Raw genomic sequence first — 13,489 nt, forward strand, 5'->3', positions numbered from 1 at the left:
ATCGACAGGAGCCGCATCATGGCCGATCTCCGCTGCACGATTGCCGGTATTCAATCGCCCAACCCGTTCTGGCTCGCCTCCGCGCCGCCCACCGACAAGGCCTATAACGTCAACCGCGCCTTCGAGGCCGGCTGGGGCGGCGTGGTCTGGAAGACGCTCGGGCTCGACCCGCACGTGGTGAACGTAAGCTCGCGCTACGGCGCGACCACCTGGCGCGGCCAGCGCATCGCGGGCCTGAACAACATCGAGCTCATCACCGACCGGCCGCTCGACGTGAACCTCAAGGAAATCGTGCAGGTCAAGCGCGACTGGCCCGACCGCGCATTGATCGTCTCGCTGATGGTGCCGTGCACCGAGCAGGACTGGAAATGGATCCTGCCGCTGGTGGAAGACACCGGCGCCGACGCCGTCGAGCTCAACTTCGGCTGCCCGCACGGCATGAGCGAGCGCGGCATGGGCGCCGCGGTGGGCCAGGTGCCCGAATACATCGAGATGGTCACGCGCTGGGTGAAGGAAGGCACGCGCCTGCCCTGCCTCGTGAAGCTCACGCCCAACGTGACCGATATTCGCCACGGCGCGCGCGCCGCGTTCAAGGGCGGCGCGGACGGCGTCTCGCTCATCAATACCATCAATTCGATCGTGGGCGTGGACCTCGACGCCATGGCGCCGCTGCCCACCGTGGACGGCAAGGGCACGCACGGCGGCTACTGCGGCCCCGCCGCCAAGCCCATCGCGCTGCACATGGTGGCCGAGATCGCGCGCGACCCGCAAACCCAGGGCCTGCCGATCTCGGGCATCGGCGGCATTTCCGACTGGCGCGACGCCGCGGAGTTCATGGTGCTGGGCGCCGGAAGCGTGCAAGTGTGCACTGCCGCGATGCATTACGGATTCCGAATCGTCCAGGACATGATCGACGGGCTCGCCAACTGGATGGACGACAAGGGCTACGCGAATCTCGACGCGTTTCGTGGCCGCGCGGTGCAAAACGTCACCGACTGGCAATACCTGAACTTGAACTACGACATCAAGGCCCGCATCGATCAGGACCGCTGCATCCAGTGCGGCCTGTGCCATATCGCCTGCGAGGACACCTCGCACCAGGCCATCACCGCGACGAAGGACGGCAAGCGGCACTTCGAAGTGGTCGATGCGAACTGCGTCGGGTGCAATTTATGCATGCATGTCTGCCCGGTCGACCAATGCATCACGATGGAGCGCGTCGACACGGGCCGTTACGCGAACTGGACCACGCACCCGAACAATCCGGCCCGCGTGGCCGATCCGAAGGCGGCCTGATCCTCTCTCCCCCAACCTGAGCAACAAAGCGCAGCAAAAAGCGCCAGGAGAAACCGCACCATGAGCCAGCCAGCAGCCAGCGGTGGTATGGAAGGCGACGCGCACGCGCGCCGCAGCGCCAGCGAGCTATACAACGACGACCTCGCGCCCACGCGCGCCGCGCAGCGCACGTGGCGCTGGTATCACTTCGCCGCCCTGTGGGTGGGCATGGTGATGAACATCGCCTCGTACATGCTCGCGGCGGGGCTCACCGAACAGGGCATGTCGCCGTGGCAAGCGGTGCTCACGGTGCTGCTCGGCAACATGATCGTGCTCGTGCCCATGCTGCTGATTGGCCACGCGGGCGCGAAGTACGGCATTCCCTACGCGGTGCTGGTGCGCTCGTCGTTCGGCACCCAGGGCGCGAAGCTGCCCGCCATGCTGCGCGCCATCGTGGCGTGCGGCTGGTACGGCATTCAGTCGTGGCTCGGCGGCAGCGCGATCTACACGCTCGCCAACATCCTCACGCACAACGCGCTGGTCGGCGACGCGCTGCCGTTCCTCGGCATTTCGGTCGCCCAGGGCGCGTGCTTCCTGATCTTCTGGGCGCTGCAACTCTACTTCATCGTGCACGGCACCGACTCGATCCGCTGGCTCGAAAGCTGGTCGGCGCCCATCAAGGTCGTGATGTGCGTGGCGCTGGTCTGGTGGGCCTGCTCGAAAGCGGGCGGGGTGGGCTCGATGCTCTCGCAGCCCTCGCAGTTCGCGCCGGGCGGCAAGAAGGCCGGGCTCTTCTGGGTCACCTTCTGGCCGAGCCTCACGGCGATGGTGGGCTTCTGGGCCACGCTCGCGCTCAACATTCCCGACTTCACGCGCTTCGCGAAGACGCAAAAAGACCAGCTCGTGGGGCAGGCGCTGGGCCTGCCGATTCCGATGGCGCTGCTCTCGGTGGTCTCCGTCGTGGTCACCTCGGCCACCGTGGTGATCTACGGCAAGGCGATCTGGGACCCCATCGACGTCACGAGCCGCATGGAAGGCATCGGCGTGGGCATCGCGCTCGTGATCCTCACGCTCGACACCATGTGCTGCAATCTCGCAGCGAACCTGGTCGGACCTGCTTACGATTTTTCGAGCCTCTGGCCCAAGGGCATTTCGTACAAGGCGGGCGGCCTGATCACGGCGACCATCGCCATCGTGATGATGCCGTGGAAGATTCTGGCCACCACGCAGGGCTATATCTTCACGTGGCTGGTGGGCTATTCGGCGCTGCTCGGGCCGGTGGCGGGCATTCTCATGGTCGACTACTTCCTGATTCGCGGCGCGCGCCTCGACACCGAGCAGCTGTTCGAGGAAAACGGCGAATACGCTTACTCGAATGGCTGGAACCTAGCCGCCGTGATCGCGCTCGTCGCGGGCGTGCTGCCGAATCTGCCGGGCTTTTTGAACGTGGCGTTTCCGAATGCGTTTCCCTCGGTGCCCGACGCGTTCAAAAACCTCTATACCTATGCGTGGTTCGTGGGACTCGCGATCGCGGCCGTTGTCTATGGCGTGCTGATGAAGCTGGGCAAGAGCCGCAGCCCACGCATTGCGAACGCATAACTGAAAACGTAACCGAAGGAGACATTGCATCATGGCGATCCTGATTCGAGGCGGCACCATCGTCGACGCGGACAAAAGCTATCGCGCCGATGTGCTCTGCGAAGGCGGCACGATAGCGGCGATCGGCGAGAACCTCGACGCGCCCGCTGGCGCCACCGTGGTGGACGCGGGCGGGCAATACGTGATGCCGGGCGGCATCGACCCGCACACGCACATGGAGCTGCCCTTCATGGGCACCACGGCGAGCGACGACTTCTTCAGCGGCACAGCGGCGGGGCTCGCGGGCGGCACCACGTCGATCATCGACTTCGTGATCCCGAACCCGAAGCAGCCGCTCATGGACGCGTTCCAGCAATGGCGCGGCTGGGCCGAGAAGGCCGCCGCCGACTACGGCTTTCACGTGGCGGTGACGTGGTGGGACGAGAGCGTGCATCGCGACATGGGGCTGCTCGTGCAGGACCACGGCGTGTCGAGCTTCAAGCACTTCATGGCGTACAAGAACGCCATCATGGCCGACGACGAGATCCTCGTGAACAGCTTCGCGCGCGCACTGGAACTGGGCGCGCTGCCCACCGTGCACGCGGAAAACGGCGAGCTCGTGTTTCAGCTTCAGAGGCAATTGCTCGCGCGCGGCTTCACCGGACCAGAGGCGCATCCGCTCTCGCGGCCGCCCGAAGTGGAAGGTGAGGCCGCGAACCGCGCGATGCGCATTGCACAGGTGCTGGGCGTGCCCGTGTATATCGTGCACGTCTCCGCGAAAGAGGCGCTCGAAGCCATCACGCGCGCACGCGCCGAAGGCCAGCGCGTCTTCGGCGAAGTGCTCGCGGGCCATCTCGTGATCGACGAGTCGGTGTATCGCGACCCCGACTGGACGCGCGCGGCCGCGCATGTGATGAGCCCGCCGTTCCGCACCAAGGAGCATCGCGACGCGCTCTGGCGCGGGCTGCAAGGCGGCCTGCTGCACACCACGGCCACCGACCACTGCGTATTCTGCGCCTCGCAGAAAGCCATGGGGCGCAACGATTTCACGAAGATTCCCAACGGCTGCGGCGGCGTGGAAGACCGCATGGCCGTGCTATGGGATCAGGGCGTGAACACCGGGCGTCTCACGCCGAATGAGTTCGTGCGCGTGACCTCCACGAACGCCGCGCAGATCTTCAACCTCTATCCGCGCAAAGGTGCGGTGGCCGTGGGCGCGGACGCCGATCTGGTGGTCTGGGACCCGCAGGGCACGCGCACGATCTCGGTGAAGACGCACCATCAGAACGTGGACTTCAATGTGTTCGAAGGCATGACGGTGCGCGGCGTGCCCACGCATACGGTTTCCCAGGGAGAACTCGTGTGGGCGGATGGCGACTTGCGTGCGAAGCGCGGCGCGGGGCGCTATCTGAAACGGCCCGCGAATCCGGGCTATCTGCAGGCTTCTCGGCTCGCGAAGCAGTTGAAGGAAACGCAGCCGGTACATCGCGAAGGCGATGCGGCGAAGTAAGCGATTAAGCGATCGAAGCGATGACTCATGAAGCGCGCGGAGCGACAAGCTCCGCGCGCTTTCACTCCATCAAGCGGTGAATCAAGCCGCCAACTGGCCATGACCGCTCGCCGCGCCGTTGCCTTCAGGCGCGCACGCCGCGCCCGCGCGCGCAAAGCGGATCGCGTCCATCAGCGCCTCGTGCTCGCCCACGTGATTCGCGAGCAGCAGAATCAATTGCGCATTGGCCGACTGGCTCTGTTCCTCGTCGAGATCGCGATGCATGTCGATGAGCGCCTCGTAGAAGTCGTCGGGGCGTGCGAGGTTGGGTTGGGTGTTGAGCATCGTTGTCTCCTTGATTGACGGTCCGGCGCGTCAAGCCGTGCCGGCCACGCACAACGCCCGCTTGAGCGCCTGCTCGACGCGCGACGCATCGGCGCGACGCCAGCGCGCGCACACGTGCTGATCCGGCCGGATCAGATAGAACGCGCCATCCTGCGCGCCGTAGCGTTGCGCGGCCAGGCCTTCGGCGTCGCGCAACACTGCCGCGTTCGCAGGCAAGCCCTCGGGCACCGCGCCCGCGCCATCGAGCACAACCACGAATTGCATCGGCACCGGGCCACGCGCCAGCGCGTCGAGCGCTGCGCGCGTACCGCTTTCGAGCGTCGCGCCCGCGCGGCAGAACAGCAGCCCCGTGAAGCGTCCGCCTAGTTGCGCGAGCAACCATTGCGGCGCGCCTTGCGTGCCGGCCACGGGCGCATCGGCGCACGACGCGCCCGGCACCATCTGGCCCGCGAAGGTCTCTTCGTCGGCCGTATTGAGCGTCGATTCGTGCAGCACCGCAGGCACCGAGAGCCGCCCGCTGTTCACCAGTTGCCGCGCGAATGCATGCTCGCGCGCGAGCGTGAGCACGGCGTCGCGGAACACGCGGCTCACCGCGCTCTTCGGCGTAATGAAGTCGGTCGAGCGCGTGGAGTTGCGGATGTTTTCATCGGCGGCGTATTCGCGCTCGCTCGCATAGGTGTCGAGCAGTGCATCGGGCGCGCGATTCTCCAGCACCATCGCGAGTTTCCACGCGAGGTTCTCGCCGTCCTGGAAGCCGCTATTCGCGCCACGCGCGCCGAACGGCGAAACGAGGTGCGCCGAGTCGCCCGCGAACAGCACGTTGCCGTGGCGGAAGCTGTCCATGCGCAGGCACGAAAACGTGTAGATGCTCACCCACTCCAGCTCGAACTTCGCGTCGGGGCCGAGCAGCGCGCGCACGCGCGGAATCACGCGCTCGGGGGTCTTTTCGAGCACCGGGTCGGCGTCCCAGCCCAGCTGGAAGTCGATGCGCCAGACGTTGTCGGGCTGGCGATGCAGCAGCACCGACTGGTTCGGATGAAATGGCGGGTCGAACCAGAACCAGCGCTCGGTGGGAAACTCGGCTTCCATCTTCACGTCGGCGATCAGGAAGCGGTCCTTGAACGTGCGGCCATGGCTGTCGAGGCCCATGAGCTTGCGCACCGGACTGCGCGAGCCATCGGCGGCCACCACGTAGCGCGCGAGCAATTCGTATGAGCCGTCGGGCGTTTCGATTTCGAGCGCCACGTGCGAATCTTCGGCGCCCGGCGCACCGTGCTGCGCGATGCCCGTCACCTTGCTCTTCCAGCGGATTTCGAGGTTGGGCAGTTCCTGTGCGCGTTCGAGCAGGAAGCCTTCCACGTAGTACTGCTGCAAATTGACGAACGCAGGCCGATGATGCCCGCTTTCCGGCAGCAGATTGAAGGTGTAAACCAGCTCGTCCTTGCGGAACACCTTGCCCACGTTCCAGCTCACGCCCTTCTCGACCATGCGCTCGCCACAGCCGAGCCGGTCGAAAATATCGAGCGAGCGCTTCGAAAAGCAGATTGCGCGCGAGCCCGTGGAGAGCGTGCAGTCGTCGTCCACGAGCACAACGGGCACGCCGTGCTGCGCGAGGTCGATCGCCGCGGCGAGGCCCACCGGCCCCGCGCCCACCACCACGACCGGATGCACGCACGCGGCGGCATCCGGCCTTTGCTCGCTACAGCGCGTGTATTCGAAGGTCAGCGTCTGATAGTCGATCATTGTTGTCTCCATGCCTCGCGTCAGCCTCAATCCTGCAGCGCGTCCCACATTTCCTTGTCGCGCTGCGCGGTCCAGATGCGCGGATGCGTAATGCCGCTCGCCTCGTCGTAGGCGCGCGACACGTCGAACGGCAGGCAATGCTCGTAGATGAACACATGGCCGAACTTCGGATCCATCGCTTCACGCGTGAGCGCCATCGACTGCTTGAGGTCCAGCTTCTGCGCGACCGCCTTGCGGCCCTGCGCGAGCAGCGTCGTGACGAAGTCCTTCGTGTAGTCGAGGCCCTTGTTCACTTCATCGGGTGTGACGAGCGCGGGGCCGCGGCCCGGCACGAGCTTTTGCGCGCCCAGCGAGCGCAGCGCTTCGAGCGTGGCGGGCCATTCGGCGAGCTGGGCATCGCCGCAATAGCAGGCCGCGTCGTACTCCACGAGGTCGCCCGAGAACAGCACCTTCTGCTGCGGCAGCCACACCACGGTGTCGCCCTTCGTGTGGCCCGAGCCCAGGTGAGCGATCTTCACTTCGAGCTTGCCGAGAAACAGCGTGATTTCCTTCTCGAACACGAGCGTGGGCCACGTGAGGCCCGGCACCGTTTCCACACCCGCAAAGAGGCGCGGGAAGCGCTCGATTTCCGACTTCATGTCGGCTTCGCCGCGCTCGACGATCATTTCGTACGTGCCGCGGCTCGCGATGATCTGCTGCGCGCCTTCCTTGAAATACGCCGATGCGCCCAGCACGCGCACCGCGTGATAGTGCGAGAGCACGACGTACTTGATGGGCTTGTCCGTCACGCTGCGGATCTTGGCGATGAGATCCTGCGCCATGGCGGGCGTGGCGGTGGTGTCGACGATCAGCACGCCGTCGTCGCCAATGATCACGCCCGAGTTCGGGTCGCCTTCCGTGGTGTACGCGTAGGCGTTTTCCGAGAGCTGCGTGAAGGTGACCTGCTTCTCTTCGAGATCCGCCTGCGATGCGAACGCCTTTGCCATCTGAGTCTCCGTATCCGTTGGGGGAGCGAACGACGGAGCGAGGCAGGGCGGCCCGCGCGAGCACGCGCCGCAATGGCGGGCCTCACGCCCGCCCGAATGTCTCGCCCCGCCTGGTTGTGAATGAGCCGCTGTTTTGCCGGGGTGAGGTCATGATCGCCCGCCCGGTTTTATTTGTCAATGGCGAATACACTAGCTATTTGCAAATAATTTGATCGCCGGTGTTCGTGCGCCATTCGGTTAACATGGACCCTTTTTCAGCCCGGGACAACGAGTGAAGACCCCTCGCAACGCGCGCGCCGCCGCGACCACGCAAGCGCCGTCGGCCACGCCGGATGCGGACGCAGGCGGCGGCAAGACGCAGCGCGGCATTCAAAGCGTGGAGGTGGCCGCGCGCCTGTTGCGCGTGCTCGCCGACGCCCGCGTGCCGCTCGCGCCCAGCGATCTCGCAGCAGGCGCCGACATCGCGTCGAGCCAGGCGCACGCGTATCTGGTAAGCCTCACGCGCCTGGGGCTGATCAAGCGCGACGCGCTGTCCGGGCGCTACGAGGCGGGGCCGCTCGCGCTGCGCCTCGGCCTTCTGCACCTGGCGCAGGAGCCCGCGCTGCGCGAAGCCGTGCCGCGCGCGGCGGCGCTCGCGCAGGCGCACAACTGCAGCATCGCGCTATGCATTGCCGGGCCGCAAGGGCCGACCATCGTGCGCTACGAGCACGCGAGCCTGCCGCTCCATGTGAACCTGCACGTGGGCACGGTGATGTCGCTGCCGGCGACGTCCACGGGCCGCGTGTTCTGCGCATACCTCGACGAAGCCGCGCTGCGCGCGATGTGGCGCAACCAGACGGCGCAGCCGGTCTGGCGCGGCACAGCGACAGCCGGCGCGACTTCGACGGCGGCCAGCAAGTCCACATCGAAGGACGCCCCGTCGCCGAAACTCGACGCCGCCTTCACCGCCACGCTCGACACCATCCGCGCGCGCGGCTTCGAGCTCGGCATCGACTCGCCCAGCCCGGGCGTGAGCAGCGCCTGCGTGCCGGTGCTCGATCCGCAGCATGGATTGCGCCTCACGCTCACGGCCGTGGGCGCAACCGGCGTGCTCGACGTGCGTCCGACCAGCGCGCTCGTGCGCGCGCTGCGCGAGGCCGCGCGCGAAATCGCCGAGGCTGCCTTTGCGGCGGCTTCCGCCGGCGCCGTCGCTGTCCCTCCCGCCTCCGATCCGAACTGAAGCCGCCACCATGCCCCGAGCCCGCACCCCGTCCACCGTCACGGACGAAGCCCGCGCCGAATCCGCGCCCCAGCTCGAATCCGCCGACAAGCCGCAGCGCGGCATCCAGGCGCTCGATGCCACAGGCGAATTGCTCGCCGCGCTGGTGGCGGCCGGCACGCCGCTCTCGCTGCGCGACCTCGCGGCGGCGGCCGGCATGCCGAGCGCGAAGGCATTCCCGCACCTCGTGAGCCTGCTCAAGACCGGCCTGCTCGCGCGCGACGCGGCAGGCCGCTACGAAGCCGGCCCCTTGAGCCTCGAACTAGGCCTGCTGGGACTCGCGCGCCTGTCGCCCGTGCGCGAAGCCGACGCCGAGCTGGTCGACCTCGCCGCCAGCACGGGCATGAGCGTGGCGCTCGCGGTGCCGGGGCCCCTTGGGCCCACGGTCGTGCGCCTCGAAGAATCGCCGCGCCCCCTGCACGTGAGCCTGCGGCCAGGCACGGTGATGTCGCTCGTGAACACGGCCATCGGCCGCGTGTTCGCCGCCTGGCTCGACGACGACATGCGCGCCGGGCTGCTCGCGCAAGACGGCCTGCGCCTCGCCGGCGCGCCGTCGCCGTCGTCGCCCATGCAATCGGCGGCATCCGATCCGCGCTACGCCGGGCGCCTTGCCGCGATCCGCGCACAAGGGCTCGACACGGCGCTCGACAATCCGATCCCCGGCATCAGCACGGTGGCCGCGCCCGTGTTCGACCACACCGGCAGCGTGTGCCTCGTGCTCGCGCTGATGGGGCCATCGGGCAACTTCGACACCGCCAGCGAGGGCGACAGCGCGCAGCGGCTAAGCGCCTCGGCCGAGCGCCTGTCGCGCCGCTTCGGTCATGTGGCGGGGGCCGCGTCGCTATAATCGGCTCCCAGTCGTCCGCGCGCGGCCATGCAACACCCCGCAATACCGCGCGACACCACGCACCACGCAGTAGCGCCCAGCAGCCACACCAGCCCGCCAACCGCCACCAGGGAAGCGCTCATGAGCACGGCCACCACCGGTTCCCGCACCGCGCAGCGTCAGGTCGCAGACCTGCCCTGTCCGCGCGGCCTGCCGCTCGTCGGCAACCTGCTGCAGCTCTCGCCCGCGCGGCTGCATCTGATCCTCGAACGCTGGGCCGCCGAGCTGGGCACGCCCTACCGCTTCCAGGTGGGCAGCATCCCCATCACCATCTGGACCGACCCCGAGCTGATCCAGCAGATCATGCGCGAGCGCCCGCACCGCTACCGGCGCTATCAACCGATCGAGGCCGTGCTCGAGGAGATGGGCTGCAACGGCCTGTTCTCGGCGGAAGGCGCGGCCTGGGAGCCGCAACGCCGCCTCGTGATGCAGGCGCTCTCGATCCCGACCATCAAGGCGTTCTATCCCACGCTGGCCGACATCACCGGGCGGCTGCGCGCGCGCTGGCTACGCGCGGCCGAGCGCGGCGAGACCGTCGAGATGACCGACGATCTCAAGCGCTACACCGTGGACGTGACGAGCGCGCTCGCGTTCGGCGAAGACCCGCGCACGCTCGAACGCGATCACGGCGTGATTCAGGAGCATCTGGAGCGCATCCTGCCGAGCGTGATGGGCCGCATCAACGCGCTCTTTCCGTATTGGCGCTACTTCAAGCTGCCCGCGGACCGCAAGCTCGATCAGGCGCTGGCCGAAGTGCACCGCCATGTCGACGCGATGATGGCGCGCGCCCGCGAACGCCTGCGCGACGAGCCCGCGCAAACGCCGCGCAACCTGCTCGAAGCGATGCTCGTGCAGCAGCAGGACGCCAGGGCGGAACCTGGTGCTGCGCCCATCACCGATGCGCAGATCCGCGCCAATGTGCTGACGATCCTGCTCGCGGGCGAAGACACCACCGCCGATTCGATCGCGTGGACGCTGCCCTATCTCGCTGCGGACACGTCGCTGCAAACGCATCTGGCCTGTGAAGCGCGCCGCGTGCTCGGCGAGGCGAGCGTATGCCCCGACTATGCAACGCTCAAGGAGCTCGACCTCTTCGAGGCGATCTGCATCGAGGCGACGCGCCTGCGCCCCGTGGCGGCCGTGCACTCGTTCGAGCCGCTCGAAGACGTGGTGCTCGACGGCGTGGCCTTGCCCCGTGGCACGCGCATGTTCTTCGTGGCACGGCCCGCGATGACCGACGCAAAAAATTTCGCCGATCCGCAGCGCTACGATCCGTGGCGCTGGATGCATAAGAAGGAACAAGGCGGCGAGCACGGCGGTGCGCACGACGTGCGCGCCTACCTGCAGTTCGGCGCGGGGCCGCGCGTGTGTCCGGGGCGTCATCTCGCGACCGTGGAGATGCGCCTCGCGCTCTCCATGCTGATGGACGAATTCGAGATCGAGATGGCCATCGATCCGGCGAAAATCAACGAGGTGTCGGCATTCACGATGGTGCCGGACACCATGCCGGTGAGGCTAAGGAAACGCGTGCGGGCAACTTGATCCGGCGACCGGCTGGAGCCGCGCCGGAAAACGGTGACTGCGCACAAGCAAGGCTCCGACTCGATTTTTTCAGGATCCGCGGCAGGCTATGGTGGCGACTCCTCAGACAACGATCGTCCGCCAGCCCATCCATGAACTTCAGGACCACGAGCCCCCAGTACTCCGCAGCCATCAGCCTCGCGCTTTGCGCCCTGCTCCTTCCACGGTCCGTCTTGCACAAAATCGACGCGTATGTCGAGAAGCGGCAGAGAAGCGGCATGAAACGCGAAGCGGCTTTCTCGCGCGCATAGCGCTGGAAGCGCGGGCGCGCGAATAAGCAACCGCGCGGCTTCAAGTGTCGCGCGCGGCTTATTCCTTCACTTCCACGCTGCCCGCCCCCTCGCCACCCTGCGCGCCACGCATCTTCTCCAACGTTTTCGGCCCGAGCCCGAGCGCCACGCCCATCACGAGCGCATCCACCACCGCGAGATGCACGATGCGCGCCACGCCCGGCGCGTGCGCCTCTTCAGGCGCTTCGGACTCCGGCACGCGCAACAGCAGCGGTATGTCCACCACCCACGCGAGCCGCGTACCCGCATTGGTGAGCGCGATCGTGGTCGCGCCGCGCTCCTTCGCGATCTGGATGCTCTCGTTCACTTCCACGCTGCGGCCCGACTGCGAGATCGCGAACGCCACGTCGCCGGGCTCGAGCAAGCCGGCATAGAGCCGCTGCAAATGCGCGTCGGTGAACGCGCTCGCGGCAATGTCGAGGCGCAGCAAGCGCAGCGCCGCGTCCTGCGCCACCAGCCCCGAGCCCGCGCCCACGCCGAAGAAATAGACGCGCCGCGCACTGGCGAGCGCCGCCACCGCCGCCTCGAACACGGCCGGGTCCAGCGAGGCGCGCGCGTGCTGCACGCCCAGCACCACCTGCTCCGTCACGCGATCGAGCAGCGTGCCGGCCTGCGCGAGGTCGCCGCTCGCCACTTCGCGCGCGGCGGCAAACGGCATGCCGCCCGCCGCGCTCTGCGCGAGCCGCATCTTGAAGTCGCGCAGGCCGTGCGCGCCCACCGCGCGGCAAAACCGGGTGACCGATGGCTCGGACACCTCGGCGCGCAGCGCGAGTTCGGTGATGCTCGCGCGCATCGCGAAGTCGATGTCGGCGAGCACCATCTCCGCGACCTTGCGTTCGGCGGGCCGCAGCGACTCCGCTACGTTGCGGATGTGATGGATCAGATTGGAGACCGGCAAGCTGTATTCCGTGGATAAGCCGTGGAAGGTGCGACCGGGCCCGCGGTTCGGTTCAGTCAGTCGAGCCGCTTGCCGCTTTCGGTATCGAACAGATGCAGGTGGGCGAGCGGCAGACCCAGCGTCATGCGCTGCCCCGGTTCGATGCCGGGCCGCGCACGCGTCGTGACGCACCATGTCGTGCCGCCTATTTTCCCGTACAAGTGGGTCTCGGCGCCAGTCGGCTCAATCACCTCGACGTTGAACGGCACGTCGCCGCCTTGGGTTTCGACGTGCTCGGGGCGAATGCCCAGCGTCACGCGCGCGCCCGCTTGCATGCTCGTTCCCGCACTGCCCTCGGGAAGCGCGATGCGCACGCCGTCCTCGAGCACGAGCGCCGTGCCGCGCGCGTCGCTCATCACGCTGCCTGCGGCGAAGTTCATCGAAGGCGAGCCCAGAAAGCTCGCCACGAACAGATTGCCCGGCTTGTCGTAGAGATCGAGCGGCTTGCCGATCTGCTCGATGCGTCCCGCGTTCATCACTACGATGCGGTCGGCCATGGTCATCGCTTCGATCTGGTCGTGCGTGACGTACACCACCGTGTTGCGCAGGCGCTGATGCAGCGCCTTGATTTCCGTGCGCATCTGCACGCGCAGCTTGGCGTCGAGATTCGAGAGCGGTTCGTCGAACAGAAACAGCGCGGGCTCGCGCACCACGGCGCGCCCCATCGCCACGCGCTGGCGCTGGCCGCCCGAGAGCGCGCGCGGCAGACGGTCGAGATAGCTCGACAGATTGAGCATTTTCGCGGCGGCTTCGATGCGCGGCTTGAAGCCCTCCTCGCGCTCCTTGCGGATGCGCGGCCCGAACGCGATGTTGTCGTAGACCGAGAGATGCGGATAGAGCGCGTAGCTCTGGAACACCATCGAGATATTGCGCTGCTGCGGCGGCAGCGTATTCGCGAGCGTGCCGCCGATGGTGAGATCGCCGCCGCTGATGTCTTCGAGGCCGGCGATCATGCGCATCAAGGTGGTCTTGCCGCAGCCCGAAGGCCCGACCAGCACGACGAATTCGCCGTCCGCGATGTCGAGATCCACGCCGTGCACGACCTGGGTGTCGCCGTAGCGCTTGTAGATGCCGTTCAGTTGCACTGCCGCCATGTTGTCCTCTTGGGCTGTCCTTTTGTA

General features: G+C 67.2%; 11 protein-coding genes. 6 read left to right on the plus strand and 5 right to left on the minus strand.

Going from position 1 to position 13,489, the window contains the following annotated elements:
- Positions 1-18 precede the first annotated feature (18 nt).
- Genes preA through hydA form a run of 3 tightly spaced genes read left to right on the plus strand, consistent with a single transcriptional unit; the run spans position 19 to position 4,363 of the window.
- On the plus strand, positions 19-1,296 hold the full coding sequence (gene preA, locus P5W99_RS16195; protein ID WP_434663805.1) for an NAD-dependent dihydropyrimidine dehydrogenase subunit PreA: 1,278 nt from the start codon (positions 19-21) through the stop codon (positions 1,294-1,296).
- A gap of 60 nt (positions 1,297-1,356) precedes the next feature.
- Positions 1,357-2,874, plus strand: coding sequence for an NCS1 family nucleobase:cation symporter-1 (locus tag P5W99_RS16200; protein ID WP_421026198.1), 1,518 nt, complete (start codon positions 1,357-1,359; stop codon positions 2,872-2,874).
- Positions 2,875-2,905: 31 nt separating this feature from the next.
- Positions 2,906-4,363, plus strand: coding sequence for a dihydropyrimidinase (hydA, locus tag P5W99_RS16205; protein ID WP_421026199.1), 1,458 nt, complete (start codon positions 2,906-2,908; stop codon positions 4,361-4,363).
- Positions 4,364-4,444: 81 nt separating this feature from the next.
- Here the strand turns inward: hydA and P5W99_RS16210 are convergent, their stop codons facing one another.
- Genes P5W99_RS16210 through P5W99_RS16220 form a run of 3 tightly spaced genes read right to left on the minus strand, consistent with a single transcriptional unit; the run spans position 4,445 to position 7,416 of the window.
- Positions 4,445-4,687, minus strand: a complete 243-nt coding sequence (locus tag P5W99_RS16210; protein ID WP_421026200.1) for a DUF2783 domain-containing protein — start codon at positions 4,685-4,687, stop codon at positions 4,445-4,447.
- A 30-nt stretch (positions 4,688-4,717) separates the two neighbouring features.
- A complete protein-coding gene (locus tag P5W99_RS16215; RefSeq protein ID WP_421026201.1) occupies positions 4,718-6,430 on the minus strand; it encodes an FAD-dependent oxidoreductase in 1,713 nt (570 codons plus the stop codon).
- 26 nt (positions 6,431-6,456) lie between these two features.
- The gene (locus tag P5W99_RS16220) at positions 6,457-7,416 is read right to left on the minus strand and encodes an MBL fold metallo-hydrolase (RefSeq protein WP_421026202.1); all 960 of its coding nucleotides are present in this window, start codon (positions 7,414-7,416) and stop codon (positions 6,457-6,459) included.
- A 271-nt stretch (positions 7,417-7,687) separates the two neighbouring features.
- Between P5W99_RS16220 and P5W99_RS16225 the strand changes: the two genes are divergently transcribed.
- The 3 genes from P5W99_RS16225 (at position 7,688) to P5W99_RS16235 (ending at position 11,102) form a co-directional block, all read left to right on the plus strand.
- A complete protein-coding gene (locus tag P5W99_RS16225) occupies positions 7,688-8,635 on the plus strand; it encodes an IclR family transcriptional regulator (protein WP_421026203.1) in 948 nt (315 codons plus the stop codon).
- 10 nt (positions 8,636-8,645) lie between these two features.
- A complete protein-coding gene (locus P5W99_RS16230; protein WP_421026204.1) occupies positions 8,646-9,521 on the plus strand; it encodes an IclR family transcriptional regulator in 876 nt (291 codons plus the stop codon).
- A gap of 120 nt (positions 9,522-9,641) precedes the next feature.
- Positions 9,642-11,102 (plus strand): cytochrome P450, encoded by a 1,461-nt coding sequence (locus P5W99_RS16235; RefSeq protein ID WP_421026205.1) that lies wholly within the window; start codon positions 9,642-9,644, stop codon positions 11,100-11,102.
- A gap of 348 nt (positions 11,103-11,450) precedes the next feature.
- Here the strand turns inward: P5W99_RS16235 and P5W99_RS16240 are convergent, their stop codons facing one another.
- On the minus strand, positions 11,451-12,329 hold the full coding sequence (locus tag P5W99_RS16240; RefSeq protein WP_421026206.1) for a MurR/RpiR family transcriptional regulator: 879 nt from the start codon (positions 12,327-12,329) through the stop codon (positions 11,451-11,453).
- A gap of 56 nt (positions 12,330-12,385) precedes the next feature.
- Positions 12,386-13,462 carry an ABC transporter ATP-binding protein gene (locus tag P5W99_RS16245; protein WP_421026207.1) on the minus strand — a complete coding sequence of 359 codons (1,077 nt, stop codon included), beginning with the start codon at positions 13,460-13,462 and terminating at the stop codon, positions 12,386-12,388.
- Between the last annotated feature and the right edge of the window lie 27 nt (positions 13,463-13,489).

This window comes from Paraburkholderia sp. A3BS-1L, assembly GCF_051125215.1.
Lineage (GTDB): Bacteria > Pseudomonadota > Gammaproteobacteria > Burkholderiales > Burkholderiaceae > Paraburkholderia.

Excerpts from the sequence above, each read along its gene's own strand:
- preA (WP_434663805.1), top strand. The coding sequence starts at position 19 with ATGGCCGATCTCCGCTGCACGATTGCCGGTATTCAATCGCCCAACCCG.
- P5W99_RS16200 (WP_421026198.1), top strand. The coding sequence starts at position 1,357 with ATGAGCCAGCCAGCAGCCAGCGGTGGTATGGAAGGCGACGCGCACGCG.
- hydA (WP_421026199.1), top strand. The coding sequence starts at position 2,906 with ATGGCGATCCTGATTCGAGGCGGCACCATCGTCGACGCGGACAAAAGC.
- P5W99_RS16210 (WP_421026200.1), bottom strand. The coding sequence starts at position 4,687 with ATGCTCAACACCCAACCCAACCTCGCACGCCCCGACGACTTCTACGAG.
- P5W99_RS16215 (WP_421026201.1), bottom strand. The coding sequence starts at position 6,430 with ATGATCGACTATCAGACGCTGACCTTCGAATACACGCGCTGTAGCGAG.
- P5W99_RS16220 (WP_421026202.1), bottom strand. The coding sequence starts at position 7,416 with ATGGCAAAGGCGTTCGCATCGCAGGCGGATCTCGAAGAGAAGCAGGTC.
- P5W99_RS16230 (WP_421026204.1), top strand. The coding sequence starts at position 8,646 with ATGCCCCGAGCCCGCACCCCGTCCACCGTCACGGACGAAGCCCGCGCC.
- P5W99_RS16235 (WP_421026205.1), top strand. The coding sequence starts at position 9,642 with ATGAGCACGGCCACCACCGGTTCCCGCACCGCGCAGCGTCAGGTCGCA.
- P5W99_RS16245 (WP_421026207.1), bottom strand. The coding sequence starts at position 13,462 with ATGGCGGCAGTGCAACTGAACGGCATCTACAAGCGCTACGGCGACACC.